Source organism: Micromonospora sp. HM134, from assembly GCF_007833915.1.
Taxonomy (GTDB): Bacteria; Actinomycetota; Actinomycetes; order Mycobacteriales; family Micromonosporaceae; genus Micromonospora; species Micromonospora wenchangensis.
This window is the reverse complement of the sequence record NZ_CP041061.1, coordinates 184,445-208,109: the sequence shown is the minus strand read 5'-3', so window position 1 is coordinate 208,109 and position 23,665 is coordinate 184,445. Positions and strand designations below refer to the sequence as shown.

22 protein-coding genes are annotated in these 23,665 nt (G+C 72.8%); 7 read left to right on the top strand and 15 right to left on the bottom strand.

The annotated features are described in order from the left end of the window. Nucleotides 1-41 precede the first annotated feature (41 nt). On the top strand, nt 42-431 hold the full coding sequence (locus tag FJK98_RS01030) for a PPOX class F420-dependent oxidoreductase (protein WP_145917329.1): 390 nt from the start codon (nt 42-44) through the stop codon (nt 429-431). Between the two features lie 102 nt (nt 432-533). Here the strand turns inward: FJK98_RS01030 and FJK98_RS01025 are convergent, their stop codons facing one another. Both FJK98_RS01025 and FJK98_RS01020 read right to left on the bottom strand, forming a co-directional pair. After that, nucleotides 534-743, bottom strand: a complete 210-nt coding sequence (locus FJK98_RS01025; RefSeq protein ID WP_007073996.1) for a BldC family transcriptional regulator — start codon at nt 741-743, stop codon at nt 534-536. Nucleotides 744-994: 251 nt separating this feature from the next. Next, nucleotides 995-1,834 carry a hypothetical protein gene (locus FJK98_RS01020; protein WP_145917328.1) on the bottom strand — a complete coding sequence of 280 codons (840 nt, stop codon included), beginning with the start codon at nt 1,832-1,834 and terminating at the stop codon, nt 995-997. Between the two features lie 214 nt (nt 1,835-2,048). Here FJK98_RS01020 and FJK98_RS01015 point away from each other — a divergent pair, with 214 nt between their 5' ends. After that, nucleotides 2,049-3,131 carry a Glu/Leu/Phe/Val dehydrogenase gene (locus tag FJK98_RS01015; protein WP_145917327.1) on the top strand — a complete coding sequence of 361 codons (1,083 nt, stop codon included), beginning with the start codon at nt 2,049-2,051 and terminating at the stop codon, nt 3,129-3,131. A gap of 340 nt (nt 3,132-3,471) precedes the next feature. Beyond that, entirely contained in the window at nt 3,472-3,690 is a 219-nt protein-coding gene (locus tag FJK98_RS01010) for a DUF3073 domain-containing protein (protein WP_088641959.1), read from the top strand. A 181-nt stretch (nt 3,691-3,871) separates the two neighbouring features. Here FJK98_RS01010 and amcA read toward each other — a convergent pair whose 3' ends face one another. The 5 genes from amcA to FJK98_RS00985 all read right to left on the bottom strand — a co-directional run bounded on the left by amcA (nt 3,872) and on the right by FJK98_RS00985 (nt 8,577). After that, complete coding sequence (gene amcA, locus FJK98_RS01005; protein WP_145917326.1) at nt 3,872-4,105, bottom strand: multiple cyclophane-containing RiPP AmcA; 234 nt, start codon at nt 4,103-4,105, stop codon at nt 3,872-3,874. Beyond that, entirely contained in the window at nt 4,074-5,177 is a 1,104-nt protein-coding gene (gene amcB, locus FJK98_RS01000; RefSeq protein WP_305070099.1) for a cyclophane-forming radical SAM peptide maturase AmcB, read from the bottom strand. The genes amcA and amcB overlap by 32 nt, the downstream gene beginning before the upstream one ends. A gap of 129 nt (nt 5,178-5,306) precedes the next feature. Then, nucleotides 5,307-6,461: a phosphoribosylformylglycinamidine cyclo-ligase gene (gene purM / locus FJK98_RS00995; protein ID WP_088641956.1), complete on the bottom strand. Its 1,155-nt coding sequence runs from the start codon at nt 6,459-6,461 to the stop codon at nt 5,307-5,309. Nucleotides 6,462-6,520: 59 nt separating this feature from the next. Beyond that, nucleotides 6,521-8,056 carry an amidophosphoribosyltransferase gene (gene purF / locus FJK98_RS00990; RefSeq protein ID WP_145917324.1) on the bottom strand — a complete coding sequence of 512 codons (1,536 nt, stop codon included), beginning with the start codon at nt 8,054-8,056 and terminating at the stop codon, nt 6,521-6,523. A gap of 167 nt (nt 8,057-8,223) precedes the next feature. Continuing rightward, nucleotides 8,224-8,577: a sterol carrier family protein gene (locus FJK98_RS00985; RefSeq protein ID WP_145917323.1), complete on the bottom strand. Its 354-nt coding sequence runs from the start codon at nt 8,575-8,577 to the stop codon at nt 8,224-8,226. A gap of 150 nt (nt 8,578-8,727) precedes the next feature. Between FJK98_RS00985 and FJK98_RS00980 the strand changes: the two genes are divergently transcribed. Further along, nucleotides 8,728-11,028, top strand: coding sequence for a carboxypeptidase-like regulatory domain-containing protein (locus tag FJK98_RS00980; protein WP_145917322.1), 2,301 nt, complete (start codon nt 8,728-8,730; stop codon nt 11,026-11,028). A 75-nt stretch (nt 11,029-11,103) separates the two neighbouring features. Here FJK98_RS00980 and FJK98_RS00975 read toward each other — a convergent pair whose 3' ends face one another. From FJK98_RS00975 to purS, 4 genes are all read right to left on the bottom strand, one after another. Then, entirely contained in the window at nt 11,104-11,859 is a 756-nt protein-coding gene (locus tag FJK98_RS00975) for a 2-phosphosulfolactate phosphatase (RefSeq protein WP_145922501.1), read from the bottom strand. A gap of 4 nt (nt 11,860-11,863) precedes the next feature. Next, the gene (gene purL, locus FJK98_RS00970; protein ID WP_145917321.1) at nt 11,864-14,668 is read right to left on the bottom strand and encodes a phosphoribosylformylglycinamidine synthase subunit PurL; all 2,805 of its coding nucleotides are present in this window, start codon (nt 14,666-14,668) and stop codon (nt 11,864-11,866) included. Between the two features lie 70 nt (nt 14,669-14,738). Next, the gene (gene purQ, locus FJK98_RS00965; protein ID WP_088641952.1) at nt 14,739-15,422 is read right to left on the bottom strand and encodes a phosphoribosylformylglycinamidine synthase subunit PurQ; all 684 of its coding nucleotides are present in this window, start codon (nt 15,420-15,422) and stop codon (nt 14,739-14,741) included. Next, complete coding sequence (purS, locus tag FJK98_RS00960; protein WP_145917320.1) at nt 15,419-15,679, bottom strand: phosphoribosylformylglycinamidine synthase subunit PurS; 261 nt, start codon at nt 15,677-15,679, stop codon at nt 15,419-15,421. The genes purQ and purS overlap by 4 nt, the downstream gene beginning before the upstream one ends. Before the next feature lie 463 nt (nt 15,680-16,142). On the opposite strand from purS, the gene FJK98_RS00955 reads away from it, so the two are divergent. Together FJK98_RS00955 and FJK98_RS00950 are read left to right on the top strand one after the other, a co-directional pair. Further along, nucleotides 16,143-16,826 carry a DUF1986 domain-containing protein gene (locus tag FJK98_RS00955; RefSeq protein WP_145917319.1) on the top strand — a complete coding sequence of 228 codons (684 nt, stop codon included), beginning with the start codon at nt 16,143-16,145 and terminating at the stop codon, nt 16,824-16,826. A 24-nt stretch (nt 16,827-16,850) separates the two neighbouring features. Then, nucleotides 16,851-17,417 carry a YbjQ family protein gene (locus tag FJK98_RS00950; protein ID WP_145917318.1) on the top strand — a complete coding sequence of 189 codons (567 nt, stop codon included), beginning with the start codon at nt 16,851-16,853 and terminating at the stop codon, nt 17,415-17,417. Between the two features lie 285 nt (nt 17,418-17,702). Here the strand turns inward: FJK98_RS00950 and purB are convergent, their stop codons facing one another. The 4 genes from purB to FJK98_RS00930 form a co-directional block, all read right to left on the bottom strand. After that, nucleotides 17,703-19,127 carry an adenylosuccinate lyase gene (gene purB / locus FJK98_RS00945; protein WP_145917317.1) on the bottom strand — a complete coding sequence of 475 codons (1,425 nt, stop codon included), beginning with the start codon at nt 19,125-19,127 and terminating at the stop codon, nt 17,703-17,705. Nucleotides 19,128-19,280: 153 nt separating this feature from the next. Beyond that, nucleotides 19,281-19,535, bottom strand: coding sequence for a hypothetical protein (locus tag FJK98_RS00940; RefSeq protein ID WP_145917316.1), 255 nt, complete (start codon nt 19,533-19,535; stop codon nt 19,281-19,283). Nucleotides 19,536-19,647: 112 nt separating this feature from the next. Next, on the bottom strand, nt 19,648-20,592 hold the full coding sequence (locus tag FJK98_RS00935) for a TNT domain-containing protein (RefSeq protein WP_145917315.1): 945 nt from the start codon (nt 20,590-20,592) through the stop codon (nt 19,648-19,650). 143 nt (nt 20,593-20,735) lie between these two features. Continuing rightward, the gene (locus FJK98_RS00930; protein WP_145917314.1) at nt 20,736-22,028 is read right to left on the bottom strand and encodes an acetyl-CoA C-acetyltransferase; all 1,293 of its coding nucleotides are present in this window, start codon (nt 22,026-22,028) and stop codon (nt 20,736-20,738) included. A gap of 56 nt (nt 22,029-22,084) precedes the next feature. Here FJK98_RS00930 and FJK98_RS00925 point away from each other — a divergent pair, with 56 nt between their 5' ends. Beyond that, nucleotides 22,085-23,533, top strand: a complete 1,449-nt coding sequence (locus FJK98_RS00925; protein ID WP_145917313.1) for a 3-oxoacyl-ACP reductase — start codon at nt 22,085-22,087, stop codon at nt 23,531-23,533. The last annotated feature ends 132 nt before the right edge of the window (nt 23,534-23,665 follow it).

Genomic DNA, 23,665 nt, shown 5'->3' with positions numbered 1-23,665 from the left:
CCTGCACGCTATCCGGGTCCCTCCACCGTATCCTGGGCGGCGTGACCGACCTGGACCGCCTGGCGGCGGAGAAGTACGTCCTGCTGACGACGTTCCGCAAGGACGGCCGTGCGGTGTCCACCCCGGTCTGGGCGGTCCGCGACGGCGACACGCTGGCGGTCTGGACGGTCGCCGACTCGGGCAAGGTCAAGCGGATCAGGCGGGACGGCACGGTGACGGTGGCCCCGTGTGACGTGCGCGGTCGTCCGCTGGGTGAGGCGGTGCCGGGGCACGCGGTGCTCTGCGGGCCGCAGGAGAGCAGCCGGGTACGCGACCTGCTCAAGCGCAAGTACCGGCTGCTGGGCCGGTTGACCCTGCTCGGCAGCCGGCTGCGCCGGGGCGAGGCGGGCACCGTCGGCATCCGGATCAGTCTGACCGCTCCGCCGCAGTGACCCGGACCGGATCGCTGCGGAGGGCGGAGACGACTCAGGGGCGGTGGTGCGTCGCTGCTGCGACGTCCAACCGCCCCTGGGGTCCGTAACGTTCTGACCGGGTCAGTCCCCCTGGCGCTGCTGGGGGATCTGGCCCTGTAGCAACGCCCGCACCTCCGACTCACGGTACCGACGGTGTCCGCCCAGGGTTCGGATCGCGCTGAGCTTCCCCGCCTTGGCCCACCGGGTCACCGTCTTCGGGTCGACACGGAACATCGACGCCACCTCGGCCGGCGTGAGTAGCGGCTCTGGTTCGTGCGTTCGCGATGCCATCGGTCACTCCTCCACATGGATAGACATCGGCCGGGGTCCCGCCGGCCGACGCGTCTCCCATGGTCCGGCTAGTCCCCGATGTCCGACATGGGCCGAACGGCCGAAGGTCCCTAGACGGACGGATGAACCATGCCCGATTTATCTGACTTTTACACGGCAGAAAGTACCTTATTCGGACTCATGATCACGGTTCGTGATGCGTTAACTACGAGGGTGACTCATAATTGACAGCACGAATGGGCGATATCTGGTCAATTGCACCGCTCCAGCAACTGGATCGCCCGCCACCGCGCCACCAACCGGTCGTACGCCGCCGACGCCTCGTCCGTCTCGCCCCGGGAAAGCCCGGCCAGGCCGCCCGCCACCAGCTCCGGCGAGTCGTCCGCGGCCAGTGTCTCGTCGGAGAGCAACTGCACCAGGCCGCCGTAGTCCAACTCGACCACCGACCGAGGGTGGAACTCCTCCAGCCAGCGGGCGGCCTCCTCGACCGCCTCGGTGATCGGCGCGGCACCTATCGACTTCTTGAGCACCGACAGCGCCCGCGAAGCCCGCCGGCGGGCCTTGGAGATCTCCGTGCGGTAGCGCAGCGCCCGCCGCTCCGGCCGGGTGACCAGCTCCCGCTCACCCGCCTCGAAGAGCACGAACCACCGCAGCGGCACGCCCCAGGTGGCGATCTGCTCGTGCAGCCGGGGCACCCCGTGCTCCAGCACCCGGGCGCCGCTGCGCCAGTCCTCCACCACGGTCTTGGCCTGCCCGGCCAGGATCGGCGGGACGAACGCGTCGGCGATCACCGACGGCACCCCTTCCCGGGCGCTCAGGGCCGCCTCGGCCACCCGGACCCGCAGGTTCCACGGGCAGACCAGCAGCGCGTCGTCGACCTCCAGCACGTACGCCTCGTCGGGCAGGTCGGGCAGTCTCGTCCAGCCCGCGCCGAGCGCCGCGATGACCGAGGTCCGTTGCCGGCCCGGCCCCTCCAACGGGGCCACCGCCCGCCCCTCCCGCACGTAGCGCCGCCAGTACGACTGACGGTCCCGGTCGAAGGCGGTCAGCGGCTCGTACACGCGCAGGTAAGAAGCGAAGAGCGACGGCACCGCGCGATCCTCCCACGAAACCCCGCACCGGTGCCGCTGCCGTCGTGCGCGACCGGAACGCCGCCGGCGGGCGGCCCCGGCCGGCCCGGTCGCACGCGACGTGGACGACAGCACGGTTCCCGACCGATATTAGGCTGACCAGCGCCGGCAGCATCCCCGCCGGCCGACCAGGTCCGCGCCCCACAAGGGCGCACACCGACACCAGGAGCGAGCCATGGGCGTATTCGTGAGCACCGACGACCCCGGACCGGCCGGTCACGAGCAGGTCGTCTTCTGCCAGGACAGGCAGAGCGGCCTCAAGGCGATCATCGGCATCTACTCGACCGCGCTGGGGCCCGCGCTGGGCGGCACCCGGTTCTACCCGTACGCCAGCGAGGAGGCGGCGCTGGCCGACGTGCTGGACCTGTCGCGCGGGATGGCGTACAAGAACGCGCTGGCGGGGCTGGACCTGGGCGGCGGCAAGGCGGTCATCTGGGGTGACCCGGACCAGGTCAAGAGCGAGGCGCTGCTGCGCGCGTACGGGCGGTTCGTGCAGTCCCTGGCCGGGCGCTACTACACCGCCTGCGACGTGGGCACCTACGTGGCCGACATGGACGTGATCGCCCGGGAGACCCGGTACGTCACCGGCCGCAGCGTGGAGCACGGCGGGGCGGGTGACTCCTCGGTCCTCACCGCCTGGGGCGTCTTCCAGGGGATGCGGGCCGCCGCCGAGCACGTCTGGGGCAGCCCGAGCCTGCGCGGACGTCGGGTCGGGGTGGCCGGGCTGGGCAAGGTCGGCAGGCACCTGACCGGGCACCTGGTCGACGACGGGGCCGAGGTGGTGGCGACCGACGTCGACCCCCGCGCGCTGGAGTGGGCGCGGACCAACCACCCCGGGGTCGCCCTGGTCGCCGACACCGCCGCGCTGGTCGCCACCGACATCGACGTGTACGCCCCGTGCGCGCTGGGCGGCGCCCTGAACGACGACACCGTGCCGGCCCTGCGGGCCCGGGTGGTCGCCGGCGCGGCCAACAACCAGCTCGCCCATCCCGGCATCGAGAAGCTCCTCGCCGACCGGGGCATCCTCTATGCCCCCGACTACGTGGTCAACGCCGGTGGGGTCATCCAGGTCGCGGACGAGATCGAGGGTTTCAACTTCGACCGGGCCAAGCTGCGGGCCACCCGGATCTTCGACACCACCCGGCAGATCCTCCGGCTGGCCGACGACGAGGGGGTGCCCCCGGCGGTGGCCGCCGACCGGCTGGCCGAGCGCCGGATGGCCGACGTGGGTCGGCTGCGCACCATCCACCTGGGCTGAGGGCAGGTCCCGGGCGCGGCGACGGTCCGCGCCCGGGACGCCACCGGGCGTACCGGGCCGGATCCGTACGGCTGCCGGCCTCCGGCGGGTCGACCGCGCGATAGCATGGCCTTTCACGGCTTTTCGGGCGGTTTGACCGGCGTCACGGGCGGTCCTAGGCTCACCCCTTACCGGGTACACTCGGTGACGACCGGGTGACTGCGACGCGCAGGGCCGGCAGACGGTAACCCGAGGTGCCGAACGGTGGCATCCCCATGTACCGTAAGAGCCACGAGAGATGCCTGACGTCATCGGGGCCCGCCTTCGGGCTGCCCCGCATTCTGTGCGAGGGGGTCGAGCCATGGGGCGCGGCCGTGCTAAGGCCAAGCAGACGAAGGTGGCGCGGGAGTTGAAGTACCACTCCCCGAACACCGACCTCACCGCCTTGCAGCGCGAACTGGCGGGTGCTGGTGGGAAGTCTGAGCAGCACTTCGACGACGACTACAAAGAGTATGTCGACGACGACGATGAGGATCATGCGGACGACGACCCGGACCCCTGGGCTCCTCCGACCCGCTGACCTCCGGTCACACTGAGCACGCGGCAACTCTCCGCGTGCTCACGCATGTGCCCGACCAGAGCAGCGTCACGACCGACGATCAGGGACCACGCCGTCCCGGAGCACACTCCGGCCGGTCGGCGCGGTCCCTGATCGGGGTGTCCGTGGCCCGTCACCGTACGGCGAGGCCGGTCACCCCCGCTCAGCGCGGCCGGTTGTTCCAGTTGTAGAAGGTCGGGATGTTCTCGAAATGGTTCCAGGCGCAGACCGCGCCGGCACCCTCCGCGCCCGACACCTCCGCGCGGTGACGACGGGCGGCCTCGGCCTCGTGGAGCAGGGCGGAGAGTCCCCCAGCGGCCTCCCGCACCCGGTCGGTGACCTGGTCCGGGCCGGCCCCGACCCGCTCAGGTGGCCGGTGACTCGTGGTCTCGGGCATGCTCCAACACTCCCTCCAATAGGCGGATCTTGCTGTTGCGGCAGTGCTCGGTCTCCGTACCGTCGAACCGCCCCTGCTCGAAGTAGCGGTTGGCCGCGTGGCCGCCGCCGCAGAAGCCGAAGTACGGGCAGGACGACCGGCACGCCTCGACGCCGGTGAGGAACTCACCCACCCAGCCCGTGCCCGCCGCCCCGGCCAGGATCTCGGCCAGCGGGGTGGCCAGCACGTTACCGCTGCTGAAATCGCCGTAGCGGGCGTCGGTGAAGCCGGCAAGCTCCGGGGAGAGCACGGTCACCGAGCCGTCGTACCCGATCGTCGGGATCGGGTCGAGCTGCCGGGGCAGCAGGTCGCCCTCCGTGCCGGCCAGCACCGCCGCCGCGTACCGCAACGACCACTCGACCTCCCGCAGGTGCACCCTGGGCGCCCGCCGCCAGGCCGCCACCAGCTCCGCCCAGAACGCGGTCACCGTCGCCGCGTCGTGCGCGTTGCTGCGGGTGTTGACCCCCTCGGTCTCCTCGATGTTCAGCCCGAGCACGTCACAACCCAGGTCGAGGAAGTAGTCGTACAACTCGGTGGCGAGCCCCGGCGTCGGCCGGCTCACCACCGCCAGCGCCGAGAACGGCAGACCGTGCCGACGCAACGCCGCTATCCCCCGGACGATCCGGTCGTACGCCGGGGCGCCGGCCCGGGTCACCCGGTCCCCGTTGCGGACGGCCGGGCCGTCCACGCTCACGCTCACCCGCACCCCGTGCGTGGCGAAGAACGCGCACCAGGCGTCGTCGATCAGGGTGGCGTTGGTCTGCACGTGGTGCTCCACCCCGGCGGGGAACTCGGCGATCAGCGCCGCCAGGTGGTCCCGGCCGGCGGCGAGCGGCTCACCGCCGTGCCAGACCACCGAGAACCGGCCCCGCGCCACCCACGGGGTCACCGCGGCGGCGACCGCCCCGGCCACCGCCACCGGCATCCGCCGGTCGGCCGCCCGGTGCGGCAGATAGCAGTACGCGCAGTCCAGGTTGCACAGCGTCGTCGGCTGCATCACCACGTACGACGGGATCGCCGCGATCCCCTGCATGCCCGTCACGGACCGGCACCGAGCAGCCATCGACCCTCCTCCCCCGTGCCCGAAGTGTCCTTCAGGCTAGGCGGCGATGGCCGCTCGGGTGAACCCCCGACCAGGCATCCGGCCGAGCAGCCCCGCCGATCAGCCCCGGGTGTGCTGGCCGATCATCTGCACGTTGCCGGTGCCCTCGATGATCTCGCCGGCCTGCCAGGCGTCCACGCCCCGGCCGGCGAGGGTCGCCAGCGCGCGGTCGGCGTCCTCGGCGGAGACGATGGCGAACATGCCGACGCCCATGTTGAACGTCGACTCCATCTCCGGGTCCTCGATCCGACCCTTCGACTGGATCAGGTCGAAGATCGGCTGCGGCTTCCAGGTGGCCCGGTTGACCACCGCGTCGACGTGCTCGGGCAGCACCCGGACCAGGTTGCCGGGGATGCCGCCGCCGGTGACGTGGGCGATCGAGCGCACCTCCGCCTCGGTGATCAGCTTCAGGCAGTCCTGCGCGTAGATCTTGGTCGGGGTGAGCAGCTCCTCACCGAGGGTGCGCTGCCGGCCGAAGTCGTCGATCACCACGTCCAGCCGCATCCGGCCGGCCCCGAGCAGCACGTGCCGGACCAGCGAGTAGCCGTTGGAGTGCAGGCCGGACGAGCGCATCGCGATCACCACGTCGCCCACCTCGACCCGGTCCGGGCTGAGGATCTCGCTCTCCTCGACCACGCCGACCCCGGTCGCGGAGACGTCGTACTCGTCGGGACGCAGCACGCCCGGGTGCTCGGCGGTCTCGCCACCGAGCAGCGCGCAGCCGGCGTACCGGCAGCCGTCGGCGATGCCCGCGCCGATCTCGGCGACCCGGTCCGGCACGACCTCGCCGGTGGCGATGTAGTCGAGCAGGAACAGCGGCTCGGCCCCGCACGCCACCAGGTCGTCCACGACCATCGCGACCAGGTCGATGCCGATCGTGTCGTGGATGTCGAGCTGCTGGGCGATGACCAGCTTGGTGCCCACCCCGTCGGTGGAGGACGCCAGGATCGGGTTCTTGTACTTCTTGGTGTCCAGCCGGAACAGGCCCGCGAAGCCGCCCAGGTCGCCCATGACCTCCGGCCGCCGGGTCTCCTTCACCTTCGACTTGAGCAGCTCGACCGCCCGGTCGCCCGCCTCGATCGACACCCCGGCGTCGGCGTACGAAACCGAGCGTTTGCGGGTGGTGCGGCCGGTCCCCGCCGTCCAGGGCTGGCGGTCGCCACCGGCGCCGCTCGGGCTGCTTCCTGCGCCGCTGCGCTCGGACACGTAGGTCACGGTTCTCCCCTTTGTGGTTCTCGGTGCCGCGCCGACGGTGGCCGGACGGCCCCGGTGTGCTACGGGCGGTGGGCGGTCGCGCCGCCCGGAGTGGCGACGAGCGGTGTGTGGTGCTCGGAGGTGTCCGGGGCGTCGGCGACCCGCCGGCCCACCCCTTCGAGCACGTGCTTGCCGATCAGGTTCCCGGCCGGCAGGTCGATCGGGTACTCCCCGTCGAAACAGGCCCGGCAGAGCCTGCTCCTGGGCTGTTCGGTCGCGGCGATGAGACCGGGGAGCGAGACGTAACCGAGGGTGTCGGCGCCGATCGAGCGCCGGATGCCCTCGTTGTCCAACCCGTTGGCCAGCAGTTCGGCCCGGGTGGCGAAGTCGATGCCGTAGAAGCACGGCCAGTTCACCGGCGGGGAGGAGATCCGGACGTGGACCTCCAGCGCGCCCGCCTCGCGGAGCATCCGGACGATCGCCCGCTGGGTGTTGCCACGCACGATCGAGTCGTCGACCACGACCAGCCGCTTGCCCCGCACGTTCTCCCGCAGCGGGTTGAGCTTGAGTCGTACGCCGAGCTGGCGGAGGGTCTGCGACGGCTGGATGAAGGTACGCCCGACGTACGGGTTCTTCATCAGGCCGGCGCCGTAGGTGATGCCGGACGCCTCGGCGTACCCGATGGCGGCCGGCGTGCCCGACTCGGGCACCGGGATCACCAGGTCGGCCTCGACCGGGTGTTCCTTGGCGAGTTGCCGGCCGATCTGCACCCGGGCGGCGTGCACGTTGCGGCCGGCGATGGTGGCGTCCGGGCGGGCGATGTAGACGTACTCGAAGAGACAGCCCTTGGGCTCCGGCGCGGCGAACCGGCTGGACCGCAGGCCCTCCTCGTCGATCGCGATCAGCTCGCCCGGCTCGACCTCCCGGACCACGCTCGCGCCGACGATGTCCAACGCGGCGGTCTCGCTGGCCACCACCCAGCCGCGTTCCAGCCGGCCGAGCACCAGCGGGCGGACACCGTGCGGGTCGCGGGCGGCGTAGAGGGTCGACTCGTCCATGAAGACGAAGCTGAACGCGCCGCGCAGCTGCGGCAGCACCTCCAGCGCGGCGGCCTCCACCGACAGGTCGGGGCGGCTGGCCAGCAGCATGGTCACCAGGGAGGTGTCGTTGGTGGCCCCGTCGTCGAGCAGGCCACGCTCGGCGACCTCCTTCTGCAACTCGGCGGTGTTGACCAGGTTGCCGTTGTGCGCCAGGGCGATCGTGGTGCCGGAGGTGGTCGAACGGATGGTCGGCTGGGCATTCTCCCAGGTCGAGCCGCCGGTGGTGGAGTAACGCGCGTGCCCGATCGCCAGATGGCCGCGCAGGCTCTTCAGGGTCGGCTCGTCGAACACCTGGGCCACCAGGCCCAGGTCCTTGTAGACCACCACTCCCGAGCCGTCGCTGACGGCGATGCCGGCGGCCTCCTGGCCGCGGTGCTGGAGTGCGTAGAGTCCGAAATAGGTGAGGTTGGCGACCTCTTCACCCGGGGCCCAGACGCCGAAGACGCCACAGGCGTCCTGGGGGCCGGGTCGCTGGGGGTCAAGGTCGTGGCTCAGCCGGCCATCGCCTCGGGGCACTGCCGCTCCCTCATGCTGGTCTGGACTGGCCTGGCGGAGCCGGGGGCTGCTCCGCGCCTTTCGGCCCTGGACCACTGTCGTCGCCTGACAGTGTACGCGAACACGAGTCAATACAGAAAGTCACGATCCGCCTCCACCCCGTCACCCCTTCGGGCGGAACGGTGCAGCTAGAGCGGCAGATGGTCAGAGAGATCCGCCCGGTTTCCGCTCACCTGTACGCGACCGTCCGTGACCGCCTGCGCCCACGACAGCCGTCCGGTGGCCAGCGCCAGCCAGGTGTCCGGCGTCATCTCCACCACGTTCGGCGGGGTGCCCCGGGTGTGTCGGGGCCCCGGAACGCACTGAACTGCACCGTAAGGTGGGACACGCACCTCCACCGATCGGCCGGGGGCACGCTCCGCGAGGGCGGTCAGAAGGGTACGGACCGCCTCGCGGTACACCGGTCGTTCGGGCGTACGCCCCTCATCGAGCGCCGTCAGCGCCGCCAGTACCACGGCGGACTTAATGTGCGGAGAGGACACGACGGGACGATACGACCCGGGGCCGCCGGACGCCACGCTGGCCCCTGGGTCGCGCCGATCCGGTCAGACAAGGCATAGTTGCCGACGGCGTATTCGTACCGTGATGATCCCCGGCCCCCGCCGGGGAAGTCAGACCGGAAGGCGGTGGACGTGTCAACACACCGACGTGCCTGGACGCAGCGGGCCGGTGTGGTCGTAGCCCTGGTGGCCGGCGCCCTGCTCACCGTCCCCGCCACACCCGCTTTCGCCGCTCCGAGCGTCAACAACGTGTCGGCGTCCCCAAGTTCCGTCGAGGCCGGAAAGACCACCCAGGTCAACTTCTCAGTCACCGTCAGTGATGATGCTTCGGTTGACATCTCGGTGACCTCCAGCAATGGCAAGCTGCGCTGCGTGAACGGCTGCAACCGCAGCAAGGTCAACCAGAGCGGCAACTTCAGCGCCAGCTTCGCCCTCGCCGACGACGCGTCCAACGGCTCCGCCCAAATCACTGTCCGAGCCGTCGATGCCAACGGCGAAGATTCGGGCAGCACCACCGTGACCCTGGTGGCTAAGGCCGCGCCGCAGACCACCGCGCCGCAGGACAAGCCGACGGTGAAGTCGATCTCCGGCAAGGTGGTCGTGGCGGCCACCGGCGACGCGGTGCCCAACGCGGTGGTGGGGCTGGAGGACTCGACCGGCAAGCAGTTCAACACCACGAGCGACGGCAGCGGCAACTTCCGGATCACCGGGTCGAGTTCCAACCCGATCGCGCCCGGCTCGATGGTGCTCGGGGCCAGCAAGGACGGCGTCGTCGCCACCAAGCCGATCAGCGCGGGGGCCGGGCAGAGCCTGAGCAACCAGCGGATCAGCCTGGCGTTGAAGGTCGAGGTGAGCCCGAGCGCCACCCCGTCGACCTCCGTCGAGCCGACCCCCTCGGAGGAGACGACCGAGGAGACCACCGAGGAGAGCACCGAACCGACCGGCGGGCAGCAGCAGGCCGCGTCGCAGGACGACGACAGCGGGTTCGGCTCCTTCCTGATCATTCTGCTCGGCGGTCTGCTGGTGGCGGCCGGCGTCGGCACCATCGTGCTGCTCTGGATCCGCCGCAAGAACGCCGACGACGACGGGAACGGACCGGCCGGCGCCGCTGCGGCCGGTGGTGTCCCCGGTCCCCGGAGCCCACGCGGCACCGACGACCAGACCCGGGTGGTCAACCGGGTCGGTGCCGGCCCCGACCCGACGATGGTCGGCAGTTCCGCACTGAGCGACGCGCCGACGATGTTGCAGCGTCCGGTCGTCGACGACGTCCCGCCGGACCCGTACGGCGCGCCACCGCAGCCCTACGGCGCACCGCAGGACAACTGGGCCGGCGCCGGCGGCTACGGCGACGAGCCCGCCGGCCAGGGCGGATACGGCGGGCAGCCGGGCGGCTACGGTGCCGCACCCGCCTCCGGCGGTGGCTACGGCGCGGCCGGCGCGGCGGGTGCCGCCGCAGGCGCGTACGGCGCGGCGAACCCACCGGCCTACGGCAACGCGCCGTCCTCCGGGGGTGGCTACGGTGCCGCACCCGCCTCGGGCGGCGGCTACGACAACGCGCCCGCCTCCGGGGGTGGCTACGGCAACGCGCCCGCGTCGGGCGGCGGGTACGGCAACGCGCCCGCCTCCGGTGGCGGATACGGCGGCCGGGACTACGGCGCGACGGCCGGTGCCGGCTACCCGGCGCAGGAGCAGGCCGGCGGCTACGGCGGCGACCAGCGCTACGACGAGCCCACCGGCCGGTACACCGGCGACAGCACCGCGTACGCGCCGGCAGCCGACCCGTACCCGACGAGCACCTACCAGCCGGAGCCGGACGCGTACGGCCAGCCGGGCGCGGGCGGCTACGGCCAGTCCGAGCAGGGCGGCTACGGCCGGGGTGCCGAGCCGACCGGCGGTTACTCCGGCGGCGGCTACGGCCAGCAGGCCGGATACGACGCCGGGCCGGCCCAGGGCTACGGCGGCGGCCAGCGCGGCGGCTACGACCAGCCGACCGGTGCCCACCAGGGCGGCCAGCACGGCGGCTACGACCAGCAGGCCGGGTACGACCAGCCGACGGGTGCCCACCAGGGCGGCTACGACCAACGCGGCGGCGGGTACGACCAGCGGGGTGGCGCCCACCAGGGCGGATACGACCAGCCGGCCGGCTACGACCAGCGCGGCGGCTACGACCAGCAGCCCGGCTACGGCTCCCCGCAGGGCGGCGGCTACGGCCAGGCCGGTGGCTACGCTGCCGAGCAGCAGGGCGGCTACGGCCAGGAACCCCCGCAGCAGCGCGGCGGCGGGTACGACCAGCAGGGCTACGACCAGCAGCAGGGTGGCTACTACGGCGAGCAGGGTCAGCCCGGTCGCGACCAGCCCCCGTCCGGTCGGGCCCGGCCGGACGGCCCGCCCCCGGAGCGTGGCGGACGCCGCCTCGACTGGCTGGACGACTGACCCACCCGCGACAGCGACGACAGTGGGCCGCCCCGATACGTGTCGGGGCGGCCCACTGTCGTTTCCGGGCCGGGGTCAGCCGGCCGAGAAGACACCCTGACGGAGCACCGGAACCACGGTCGAGACGTCCCGCTGGACGGCCGCCTCGACGTCCCCGGCGAAGCCGCTCTCGATCAGCTCACGGCCGGAGACACAGCCACGTACCGCCGCCGGCACGTCCGGGGTGCTGGCCAGGGCGGCGAGCGTCATCGCCGCCTCCACGGACAGCCCACCGGGCACCCCGGAGACGGCGTCCAGCACGCTGGCCGCGCCCAGCAGGTCCTCCACCGAGGGGCGCAGTGTGCCGTCCGGCCAGCGTTCACCGGCGGCGATCACCCCGACCGGGGCGTCCGTCGTGCCGTACCCCTGGTGGTGCAGCCACCGCCCGACGGCGCGGGCGTTGCGCAGGCAGGCCGCGACCACCGGCCGGCCGGTGGCGCTGGCGGCGGCGCTGATCGCGGAGCCGTTCGGCGACGGCAGCACCAGGTCGGCGACGACGGGCGCGCTGCCCAGGGCCGCCGGGGACAGCGACCATGGGTGCGCGGTGGTCGTCTGTCGACGGCCCACCGCCGCCACCGCGCCGACCCGTTGCGCGTAGTCGGCCGCCTGCTCGCCCCAGGGGAACGGGTGGACCCGCACCCCCCGGGCGACCGCGACCTCGACGGCGGTGGTGAACGACAGGACGTCCACCACCACCAGTACGGCACAGACCCGGCCGAGTTCCGCCGCCCCGGTCAGCCCCCAGTCGAAGCGGGCACCCGATCCGGGTTGGACGTGGACGGCCGAGGCCACCGCCTCAGCGCTGATCGGGCGTCGGGCGCTGCCCGTCACCGTCGCCGGTGTCGGAGGCCGTCGCGTCGTCCGCGCCGGCCTGCGGGGCGGGCCCGGCCGCCGGTCCGTCGGCATCGTGCCCACCGGCCTCCGACGCGGCGTCCGCACCGGCGGAGGCGTCCGACGTCGACGCGGTGCCCGGTTCCGGCGCGGCAGCGCCGGTCTCCGGGTCGCCCGGCCCCGGGGCGGCGCCCGTCGGAGCGGCCACCACCTCGGCGGCCGGGTCGTCCGCGTCCGCCGGCTGCTGCTGTTCCGGCACGTCCACCGGCTGCGTGGCGGTGGCCGGCGCGATCGTGGTGGTGCCCGTCCGGACCGCCTCGACCTGCACCTGGGCCGCCTCCGGGCCGCCGAAGAGCCGGGGCAGGGTCGCGGTGTGCGCGGCCCGCAGCTCGTCCAGACCGATCCGGAACTGGCCGTGCACGTCCAGGGCACCGCTCGCCGGGTCGGTCACGCCGATCTGCTCCCACGGCACGCCCCGCTCGTCGCAGAGGGCGGTGAACGCCTTCTCGTGTCCCCGGGGCACGGTCACCAACGCCCGGCCGGCCGACTCGCTGAACAGGAAGACGAACGGCAGCGAACCGTCGGCGAACCGCTCCGGCACGCCGATCCGGACCCCGACGCCCCGGCGCAGGCTCGACTCGACCAGGCTCTGGGCCAGGCCGCCGTCGGACAGGTCGTGCGCGGAGCTGAGGTGACCCACCCGGGCCGCCTCGGCCATCAGCTCGGCGAGCTGCCGCTCCCGGCCCAGGTCGACCTGCGGCGGCATGCCGCCGAGGTGCTCGTGCGTCACCCAGGCCCACTCCGAACCGGACAGCTCCACGTGCGTGTCGCCGAGCAGGTAGACCTGGTCGTGGTCACCGTTGGCCCGGGGCACGAAGCCCATCGGCACCCGGTCGGCCACGTTGTCCAGCACGCCCAGCACGCCGACCACCGGGGTCGGGTGGATGGCGGCGGCACCGGTCTGGTTGTAGAAGCTGACGTTGCCGCCGGTCACCGGGATGCCCAGCTCCAGGCAGCCGTCCGCCAGGCCACGGACGGCCTCGGCGAACTGCCACATCACGCCCGGGTCCTCCGGCGAGCCGAAGTTGAGGCAGTTGGTCACGGCGATCGGCTTCGCGCCGGTCACCGCCACGTTCCGGTACGCCTCGGCGAGCGCCAGCTTCGTCCCCTGGTACGGGTCGAGGCGGGCGTACCGGCCGTTGCCGTCGACGGAGAGGGCGACCCCGAGGCCGGTCCGCTCGTCGATCCGGATCACGCCGGAGTCCTCCGGCTGGGCCAGCACGGTGTTGCCCAGCACGTACCTGTCGTACTGCTCGGTGACCCAGGTCTTGTCGGCCAGGTTCGGCGAGGCGATCATGCGCAGCAGGGTCTCCCGCAGCGCCTCCGGGTTGCTCGGCCGGGGCAGCGTCTCGGCCCGGTCGGCCTGGAGCAGGATCAGGTCGGCCGGCTCCCGCATCGGGCGGGCGTAGACCGGGCCGTCGTCGACCAGCGAGCCCGGCGGCACGTCGACGACCACGTGGTCGTTCCAGGTGACCAGCAGCCGGCCCGGCCGGCCGTCGGGCGCGGGCGGGGTGACCTCACCGATCGCGGTCGCGAGCACGCCCCACTTGTCGGCGGTCTTGAGCACCGCCTCCAGCTTGTCCGGGGTTACCACCAGCAGCATCCGCTCCTGGGACTCGCTGGCGAGGATCTCGTGCGGCTCCATCGACGGCTCGCGCAGCGGGACCCGCTCCAGCCAGACCCGCATCCCGGTGCCGGCGGACGCGGCGGTCTCGGTGAGCGCGCAGGTCAGACCCGCGCCGCCGAGATCCTGGATGCCGACAACCAGCTCGGCGTCGTACAGCTCCAGGCACGCCTCGATCAGCAGCTTCTCGATGAACGGGTCACCGACCTGCACCGACGGGCGGCGCTGCTCACTGCCCTCGTCGAAGGTGGCGCTGGCCAGCACCGACACGCCGCCGATGCCGTCCCGGCCGGTCTTCGCGCCGAGCAGCACCACGATGTTGCCGGGGCCGGCGGCGTCCTTCTTCTGCAACCGGTCGACCGGCAGCACGCCGAGGCAGAGCGCGTTGAGCAGCGGGTTGCCCTGGTAGCAGGGGTCGAAGACCAGCTCGCCGCCGATGTTGGGCAGGCCGAGGCAGTTGCCGTAGCCGCCGACGCCGGCCACCACGCCGGGCAGCACCCGGGCGGTGTCCGGGTGGTCGGCCGCACCGAACCGCAGCGGGTCCATCACCGCGACCGGGCGGGCACCCATCGCCAGGATGTCCCGGACGATGCCACCGACACCGGTCGCCGCGCCCTGGTAGGGCTCGACGAAGCTCGGGTGGTTGTGCGACTCGACCTTGAAGGTGACGGCCAGCGTGTCGGAGACCCGGACGACGCCCGCGTTCTCCCCGATGCCGGCGAGCAGCCGGTCGCTCGGCGGGGCCTTCTCACCGAACTGGCGCAGGTGCACCTTGCTCGACTTGTAGGAGCAGTGCTCGCTCCACATGATCGAGTACATGGCCAGCTCGGCCTGGGTAGGGCGGCGGCCGAGGATGTGCCGGATCCGGTCGTACTCGTCGTCGCGCAGGCCCAGCTCGGCGTACGGCTGGAGTTCGTCGCCGGTGCCGGCGGCCCGTTGCACGGTGTCCACGCCGTCGGCCCAGTCGGTGACCGGCGTCGGACCGTCGGGCCGGGCGGCGACCGCCGGCGGCGCGACGGCCGCGTGCGGTTCCGCCGGGGCGACGCCCGCGGCTGCCCGAACGGCCGGGTCCTGGTGGGTGGTCATGACCTCTCCTCGCTGCGCTCGTACCCGCCGGTGGGGCGGTGGAGCCGACCGATGTTGCCGCCGCGCACCGTCACGCCGGCGTCCCCACCAGGTGCTTGAGCACCGAGGTGAAGAAGCCGAGACCGTCCAGGGAGGGGCCGGTGAGCGCCTCGACCGCGTGCTCGGGGTGGGGCATGATGCCGACCACGTTGCCGGCGGCGTTGGTGATCGCGGCGATGTCCCGCTGCGAGCCGTTCGGGTTGCCGCCGACGTAGCGGGCGACGATCCGCCCCTCGGCCTCCAGCGCGTCGAGGGTGGCGGTGTCCGCCACGTAGCAGCCCTCGCCGTTCTTGACCGGGATGAGGATCTCCTGGCCGGGCTGGAAGGTGTTCGTCCAGGCGGTGCCGACCGACTCGATGCGCAGGACCTGGTCGCGGTTGCGGAAGTGCAGGTGCTGGTTGCGGGTGAGCGCGCCGGGCAGCAGGTGGGCCTCGCAGAGGATCTGGAAGCCGTTGCAGATGCCAAGTACCGGCAGGCCACCCCGGGCGGCGTCGACCAGGGTCTCCATCACCGGGGCGAACCGGGCGATGGCCCCGCAGCGCAGGTAGTCGCCGTAGGAGAAGCCACCGGGGAGGACGACGGCGTCCACCCCGTGCAGCTCCGGGTCACCGTGCCAGAGCCGGACCGGCTCCGCGCCGGCGATCCGCACGGCGCGGGCGGCGTCCCCGTCGTCCAGCGAGCCGGGGAAGGTCACCACTCCGACGCGGGCGGTCACGAGTTCGCGTCCGCGGTCTCGTCGGCCTCGACCCGGACCGTGAAGTCCTCGATGACGGGGTTGGCGAGCAGCTTGTCGGCGATCTCCCGGGCCCGGTCCAGGTCCGGTTCGCCGGTGAACTCGATCTCGATCCGCCTGCCGATCCGGACGGAGGCGACGTCACTGACGCCGAGCCGCGGCAGCGCGTTTGCGACGGCCTGGCCCTGAGGATCGAGGATCTCGGGCTTGAGCATGACGTCGACGACGACGCGAGGCACTGGGCACTCCTGACTGTGTACGCAGTTGGGTGCCGGCCCACTACGGGCGAGCGCAGCCAGCGTACCTGGCAGATTCCGGTCCGGACGCACCGGCCGGGCGCAGTTCAGGCAGTGATCGACATTACCGGCCGCCGGGACGGGCGGTCGAGATCCGTTCGTTGCCGCTCTGATACGGATTTGTTGCCGATCGTCGCCGCGTCGCTCCGACACACCCTACCTGAGCAGGCAATACGCGGCTCAACGCCAGATTTGCGACCGGTATCCGACAAACAGGGACGAGCACATCCCGGGTCATTTCTGTCACATTGGGCGATCTCGATGTCAGCCTTGTGAAGCCGCTCACCGCCCCCTAGCCTCAATCGTTAAACATCGATGTCTGGTCGGCGTCCACGAAGGGCCACCCCCGCCCCGGACGCCCGACCACGCCCGGCGACCCCGGGCCCGAACCGAAGGAGTCCCCCCGATGCGTCTCCGCTCCACGCTCGCGGTGCTCACCACCGCCCTCGCCGGTGTCCTCGTCGCCGCCTCCGGGGCCACCGCCGCCCCGGCCGGCCCGCAGCCGATCATCGGCGGCAGCATCGTCTCCTCCGCCCCCTGGGCCGCCGCGGTCTTCAGCAACGGGTCGTTCACCTGCTCCGGCAGCGTCATCTCCGCCCAGTGGGTGCTCACCGCCCGGCACTGCGTCAGCGGCACCATGTCCGTCCGGGTCGGCAGCGTCTACTACGCCTCGGGCGGCACCACCCGCACCGTCAGCGCCTCCTACACCCGCAACGACCTCGCCCTGCTGCGGCTGTCCAGCACGGTCAGCACCACCGCGGTCAGCCTGTCCAGCAGCAACCCGCCGGTCGGCTCCACCAACACCATCTACGGCTGGGGCATGACCTGCTACAGCGGCTGCGGGGCGTCCAGCCAGCTCAAGACCGCCTCGGTGCAGGTGACCAGCACCAACGCCACCGACGCGTACGGCGGGCAGGCGATCCGCAGCACCCGGGTCAACGGCAACGCGTGGCGCGGCGACTCCGGCGGCCCGCAGTTCTACAACGGCCGGCAGGTCGGGGTCGCCTCCACCGCCGACGGGTCGAGCATCCAGAACTACGGCAGCGTCGCGTACAACCGGGCCTGGATCACCTCGACGGCCGGTGTCTGACGGTTACCACCCCGCGCGGTGCGGATGGCCGGTCGCGCGCCGGCCGTCCGCGCCGCCTGGTTTTGCAGCATCCGACCAGGTGCGTACGGCACGCTTCGACGCCGTACCGCTGCTGACAGCATCGGAACCGTGCTGGTCGTGACGACGGATCAACTGCCCGGCTACGAGATCCGCCAGATCCTCGGCGAAGTGGTGTCGTCGATGGCGCGGACCCGGAACCCGTACCGCGAGGGGGTCAAGAACCTGCGCGGCGGAGCGTACGACCCGATGGCCCCGGACAACCTCACCCGCTGGCGCACCGACTCGGTGGCCCGGCTCGGCGAGGAGGCCCTGCGCATCGGGGCCAACGCAGTGGTGGGGATGCGCTTCGACAGCCGGGACTGCGGCGAGATGTGGATGGAGATCTGCGCCTACGGCACGGCCGTGATCGTGGTACCCAAGGTCCCCGACGTCATGCCGCACGACCAGCCCCTGGTCGCCGCCGAGACCGCCCACGACCCCGGGTTCGCCGAGGCCCCCGGCGGCATCGCCGAACCGGCGAGCGCCCCCAACCTCTCCTCCGCCGCCGAAACCCCCACCCGCAACCCCTGACCCACCCGCCCCGGCCCTCTGGCCCCGCCTCGCCCCGACTCCCGCCTGACCCCTGCTCCCCGCCTGGCCTGGTCCCCGCCTCGCCCCGGTGATCAAGAGCTTTACGCCAATTCGATCTCCACCACTGACGCAAACCTCTTGATCATCGGGCAGAGCCGACGCCCGGCCGGGCCTGGAGGGGCGTGATCAAGAGGTTTGGGGCTGGTTGATCTCCGGTGGTGACGTAAAGCTCTTGATCACCGGGGCGGGGGGACGGAGGAGGGTGGGGCGGGGGGCGGGGGGCGGTTAGAGGATGGGGGGTGGGGAGTAGGTGGCGGCTTCGGGGTGGGCGGTGACGACCGTGGTGATGCGGCGGGTGATCGCGTCCACCTGGGCCTGGGCGGCGCCGGTGAAGGTGGTCGGGTCGGCGACCAGGGTGTCGATCTCGCTGCGGGTGAGGCCGAGGCGGGAGTCGGCGGCCAGCCGGTCGAACAGGTCGTTGTCGGGGGCACCCTTCTCCCGCATCGCGAGGGCGACGGCGACCGCGTGTTCCTTGATCACCTCGTGCGCGACCTCCCGGCCGACGCCCCGGCGCACCGCCGCGACCAGGATCTTGGTGGTGGCCAGGAAGGGCAGGAAGCGCTCCAGCTCCCGGCTGATCACCGCCGGGTACGCCCCGAACTCGTCGAGCACGGTGAGGAAGGTCTGGAACAGCCCGTCGGCGGCGAAGAACGCGTCCGGCAGGGCCACCCGGCGCACCACCGAGCAGGAGACGTCCCCCTCGTTCCACTGGTCCCCGGCCAGCTCGCCGACCATCGACAGGTAACCCCGGATGATCACCGCGAAGCCGTTCACCCGCTCCGACGAGCGGGTGTTCATCTTGTGCGGCATCGCGCTGGAACCGACCTGGCCCGGCTTGAAGCCCTCGGTGGCCAGTTCCTGACCGACCATCAGCCGGATCGTGGTGGCCAGCGACGACGGCGCGGCGGCCACCTGCGCGAGCGCGGCGAGCACGTCGAAGTCCAGCGAACGCGGGTAGACCTGCCCGACGCTGTCCAGCACCCGGGCGAAGCCGAGGTGACCGGCGACCCGACGCTCCAGCTCGGCCACCTTCTCCGCGTCCCCGTCGAAGAGGTCGAGCTGGTCGGCGGCGGTGCCCACCGGGCCCTTGATGCCGCGAAGCGGGTAGCGGCCGATCAGGTCCTCCAGCCGCTCGTACGCGATCAGCAGCTCCTCCGCCGCCGAGGCGAAGCGCTTGCCCAGCGTGGTGGCCTGCGCGGCGACGTTGTGCGAACGGCCGGTCAGCACCAGGCCGGAGTGCTCGTGGGCGAGCCAGGCCAGCCGGGCCAGCGCCGCCACCACGCGGTCCCGGATCAGCTCCAGCGAGGCGCGCACCTGGAGCTGCTCGACGTTTTCGGTGAGATCGCGGGAGGTCATCCCCTTGTGCACGTGCTCGTGCCCGGCGAGCGCGCTGAACTCCTCGATCCGGGCCTTCACGTCGTGCCGGGTGACCCGCTCCCGCTCGGCGATCGAGGCCAGGTCGACCTGGTCGACCACCCGCTCGTACGCCTCGACCACGCCGTCGGGCACCGCCACGCCGAGGTCCCGCTGGGCGCGGAGCACGGCGAGCCAGAGCCGCCGCTCCATCCGCACCTTCTCCTCCGGGGACCAGAGGGCGACCAGTTCGGGTGAGGCGTACCGGTGGGCGAGCACGTTCGGGATCGTCGTCACGTACCTCATTCTCTCCTACCCGACGGCCGCCGCCCTGGTCGGGCCGCCGCGGGGCGGAATGATCGGCTCCCGGGAGGCGGAGCAGCGGTATCGCGCGGGCGGGGACACCGCTGTTCCGCCTCCGATGAGTGGATCACCCGGCGAGGCCGGGCCTCAGCCCGCGCCCTCGGGCCGACCGGTCAGCGCCCGCCACAACCCCGCGCACGCCTCCTGCTCGGTGTCGCAGGTCAGGCGGACGTCGTACACCCCACGTTCGTACGCCCCGACCTCCCACCGCCCGTCGGCGGAGCGGCGGAGGAACCAGAAGTCGGGTGGCAGGGGAACGTGCTCGTGCACCCCCTCCAGTTCGAAGGCGTCCGGGGAGATCCCGGTCGCGAATAGGGCGTTACGCAGCTCGTGCCGATCCACGATGACCTCCAGGGTGCGTCGACAGGCCGCCGGGCGACCGGCCCGGCAGCCACCAGCCGGCCCAGCCGGACCGGACCGAGCCGGCGGCCGGGCAGGTCGGGCCGGCGGCGGATCAGCAGACCGGGGCGGTACGCAGCCCACCGCCCCGCCCACCCTGACGCGGCACGGCGTCGGCCGCGCACGGCGGGGTGCTTCCCCCGAGATACTCCTCGACGATGACGTGGTGGTCGAGGAGCCACTGCACGGTGAGCAGCTTGCCGGCCTCCGGCACGTACGCCGGGTTGAGCTGGAACTGGGTGCCCATGCCGGGCTGGGCGAACCAGGGGGCGATCGGGCCGGAGTCGACGTCGAAGGGCGTCAGCACGCAGTAGGTGTGGTAGTTCGCCAGCGGCGCGGCGGGCGTGGTGGCCGGCGGGGTGGGCGGGGTGTTCAGGCTCTGCGGGGCGAGGGAGCGGGAGCTGAACGGGGTGCCGAGCGGGGCCAGGAAGCTGCCGCCGGTGAAGCCGAACCGGTCGAGCCGGTAGCCGGGCAGCATGGTCTGCCGTTGCTTCACCGGTTTGCCGTCGGGGCCGAGGAAGAAGCCGTTCTCGGGCGGGAAGACCAGCGCCGTGCCGGCCCCGTTCACGGTGTAGTTGCCGATCCACTGGGCTTCGGTCTGCGCACCGAACCGCCGGTAGCCGGCGAGCAGCGGGCCGACCGGGCTCTCCGTCGGCAGCACGGCCGGCCCGAGCAGCCGGTTGTCGTCGTAGAACCGGGTGGTCTGCGGGGCGTCCGGCGGCAGGCCGGGCCGGCACAGGCTCGGTGTGTCCGGCGGCGGCTGCGGGGTGCGGGGTCGGCGGTGTTCGGCGCGGGCGGTGGGCTGCCCGCCGTGGCCGGATCGGTCGTCGTCCGTCCCCGGGGAGCCGGGGCGGTTGCCGTCCGGCCCCCGGGAGGTGTCGTCGACAAGCGTGGCGGCCCGGGCCGTACTGCCCGGCGTGCCGGCCGAGGGGGCGGCCCCGGGGAGGAGGGCCAGGGCCGCGCTGGAGAGCACGGCGAGAAGCCAACGGCTGCATTTCACCACAAACCTCCTGGAACGGGACGAGTAGCGCCCTCATCCTGCGGAGGTCAGCACGTGAAAGTGAGCTTTTGGGTGGTTCATCCCCCGATGGGTGCCCCGTCCCGGCGGGAGGCGAGACCCGCGCCGGGCGGTGAAGCCCGGGGTCAGCGCTCCAGGATGGCGGTGACGCCCTGCCCGCCGGCCGCGCAGATCGAGATCAGCCCACGCCCGCTGCCCTTCTCGGCGAGCAGCTTGGCCAGCGTGGCCACGATCCGGCCCCCGGTGGCGGCGAACGGGTGCCCGGCGGCCAGCGACGAGCCGGTGACGTTGAGCCGGTCCCGGTCGATCGCGCCCAGCGGGGCGTCCCGTCCCAACCGGTCCTTGCCGAACTCCGGCGACTCCCAGGCGGCCAGGGTGGCCAGCACCTGCGACGCGAACGCCTCGTGGATCTCGTAGAAGTCGAAGTCCTGGAGGGTCAGCCCGGCCCGGTCCAGCATCCGGGGCACCGCGTAGGCGGGGGCCATCAGCAGCCCCTCGTCGCCGTGTACGAAGTCGACAGCCGCCGTCTCCGACCAGGAGAACCAGGCCAGCACGGGGAGCTGGTGCTCGCGCGCCCACTGTTCGGAGGCGAGCAGCACGGTGGACGCTCCGTCGGTCAGCGGGGACGAGTTGCCGGCGGTCATGGTGGCCTGCTCGGCGTCCGGGCCCCGGGTGCCGAAGACCGGCCGGAGCGCGCCGAGCTTGTCCAGGCTGGTGTCGGGCCGGAGGTTCTGGTCCCGGGTCAGACCCAGGTACGGCGTCATCAGGTCGTCGAAGAACCCCCGCTCGTACGCGGCGGCGAGGCGCTGGTGCGAGCGCAGGGCCAGTTCGTCCTGGGACCGCCTGTCGATCTGCCAGCGCAGCGCCGTGCGTGCGGCGTGCTCGCCCATCGACAGCCCGGTCCGGGGCTCGGCGTTGCGCGGCAGCTCGGGCCGGAACGGCTGGTGCGGGCGGAGCTTGGCGGCGATCTTCAGCCGCTCGCCGAGGGTCCGGGCGCTGTTGAGCTTCAGCAGGGTACGGCGCATGTCCTCGTTGATCGCCAGCGGCGCGTCGGAGGTGGTGTCGACGCCACCGGCGATGCCCACGTCGAGCTGCCCGAGGGCGATCTTGTTGGCGACCAGGATCGCCGCCTCCAGGCCGGTGCCGCACGCCTGCTGGATGTCGTACGCGGGGGTGTGCGGGTCGAGCTTCGAGCCGAGCACCACCTCCCGGGTCAGGTTGAAGTCCTTCGCGTGCTTGAGCACCGCCCCGGCCACCACCTCGCCGACCCGCCGCCCGGCCAGCCCGAACCGGGCGACCAGCCCGTCCAGCGCCGCGCCGAGCAGGTCGGCGTTGGACGCGCTGGCGTACCGGGAGTTGGACCGGGCGAAGGGGATGCGGTTGCCGCCGATGACCGCGACCCGCCGGATGCTCTGCACGATCCCGCCTCCGTTTCAGGACTTGCCCACAACCTACTGGTCAGTAGGCTACGCCTATGACCGACAGGTACGCGAGCTTCGTCCAATCGGGGGCCGGCCGCGCGCTGGTCAAGCGCCTCGGGCTGCCCGACCCACCGCGACTGCGCCGGCACACCCCCGGCGACCCGCTGCTGCCCGGCCCGGTCCTGTTCGGCGCGGCCGCCGGCGGCCGGCTCACCGGGCCGGTCACCGCCATCCTCACCGCCGCCGGGGTCGACGTGCGCACCGGAACCGGCGCCACCCCACCCGCCGTCGGGCACGACGGCTCCGCCGCAGCCGCCGACCCGGACACCCCGGGCGGATCGGCCGCCGCCAGCGCGGCGACCGGGAACGGGACGCCCGCCCGGTTCGGTGCCCTGGTCTACGACGCCACCGGCGTCACCGGCTCCACCGGCCTGCGCCAGCTCTACGACTTCTTCCACCCGCAGGCCCGCTCGGTGCTGCCCAGCGGCCGGGTGATCGTGCTGGGCACCCCGCCGGCCGAGTGCGGCTCGGCCCGGGAGGCCACCGCCCAGCGGGCCCTGGAGGGGCTGACCCGCAGCATCGGCAAGGAGTTCGGTCGCGGTGTCACCGCCCAACTGGTGTACGTCACCCCGGACGGGGACGCCGGCACCGCGACCAGCCTGGAGGCGACCCTGCGGTTCCTGCTCTCCGGCCGGTCGGCGTACGTCTCGGGGCAGGTGGTCCGGGTCGGCACCGGGCCGGCCGCCGCCCCGGCGGACTGGGACCGGCCGCTGGCCGGGCAGGTCGTGCTGGTCACCGGCGCGGCCCGGGGCATCGGCGCGGCGGTGGCCCGGGTGCTGGCCCGCGACGGCGCGCAGGTCGTCGCGCTGGACGTCCCGGCGGCCGGCGACGCCCTCGCGGCGGTCGTCAACGAGATCGGCGGCACCGCCGTACAGCTCGACCTGACCGGCGCGGACGCCCCCACCCGGCTCGCCGACCACCTGGCCGACCGGCACGGCCGGATCGACGTGGTGGTGCACAACGCCGGCATCACCCGGGACCGGACGCTGGGCCGGATGGACGCCGACCGGTGGGACGCGGTGCTCGACGTCAACCTCTCCAGCCAGGAACGGATCAACGACGTGCTGCTGGAGCGGGGGTTGATTCCCGAGGGCGGGCGGCTGGTCGCCGTATCGTCGATCGCCGGGATCGCCGGTAACCGGGGGCAGACCAACTACGCGACCAGCAAGGCCGGGGTGATCGGCCTGGTCGACGCGCTCGCCCCGGCGCTGGTCGAACGCGGGATCAGCGTCAACGCGGTCGCGCCCGGGTTCATCGAGACCCGGCTGACCGCCCGCATTCCGCTGGTGATCCGGGAGGCCGGTCGCCGGATGAACAGCCTCGCGCAGGGCGGCCTGCCGGTGGACGTCGCCGAGACGATCGGCTGGTTGGCCTGGCCGGCCTCGGCGGCGGTCAGCGGTAACGTAGTCCGGGTCTGCGGTCAGAGTCTGCTGGGGGCGTGATGGCACGGCGCAGGAACCGACCCGGGGACTCCGACGACGGCGAACTGTCGGTCAACGACCTGATCGAGGGGCCGACCGAGGTCATCTCACCGGCCGCGCTGGCTGCCGCCCGCGCCGCCGGCCCGGCACCGG

Coding starts and splice junctions, on each gene's coding strand:
- FJK98_RS00925 (WP_145917313.1), top strand. CDS start 22,085: ATGACCGACAGGTACGCGAGCTTCGTCCAATCGGGGGCCGGCCGCGCG.
- amcA (WP_145917326.1), bottom strand. CDS start 4,105: ATGCCCGAGACCACGAGTCACCGGCCACCTGAGCGGGTCGGGGCCGGC.
- FJK98_RS01015 (WP_145917327.1), top strand. CDS start 2,049: ATGGGCGTATTCGTGAGCACCGACGACCCCGGACCGGCCGGTCACGAG.
- FJK98_RS01025 (WP_007073996.1), bottom strand. CDS start 743: ATGGCATCGCGAACGCACGAACCAGAGCCGCTACTCACGCCGGCCGAG.
- FJK98_RS00950 (WP_145917318.1), top strand. CDS start 16,851: ATGGCCGGTCGCGCGCCGGCCGTCCGCGCCGCCTGGTTTTGCAGCATC.
- FJK98_RS01010 (WP_088641959.1), top strand. CDS start 3,472: ATGGGGCGCGGCCGTGCTAAGGCCAAGCAGACGAAGGTGGCGCGGGAG.
- FJK98_RS00955 (WP_145917319.1), top strand. CDS start 16,143: ATGCGTCTCCGCTCCACGCTCGCGGTGCTCACCACCGCCCTCGCCGGT.
- purL (WP_145917321.1), bottom strand. CDS start 14,668: ATGACCACCCACCAGGACCCGGCCGTTCGGGCAGCCGCGGGCGTCGCC.
- amcB (WP_305070099.1), bottom strand. CDS start 5,177: ATGCAGGGGATCGCGGCGATCCCGTCGTACGTGGTGATGCAGCCGACG.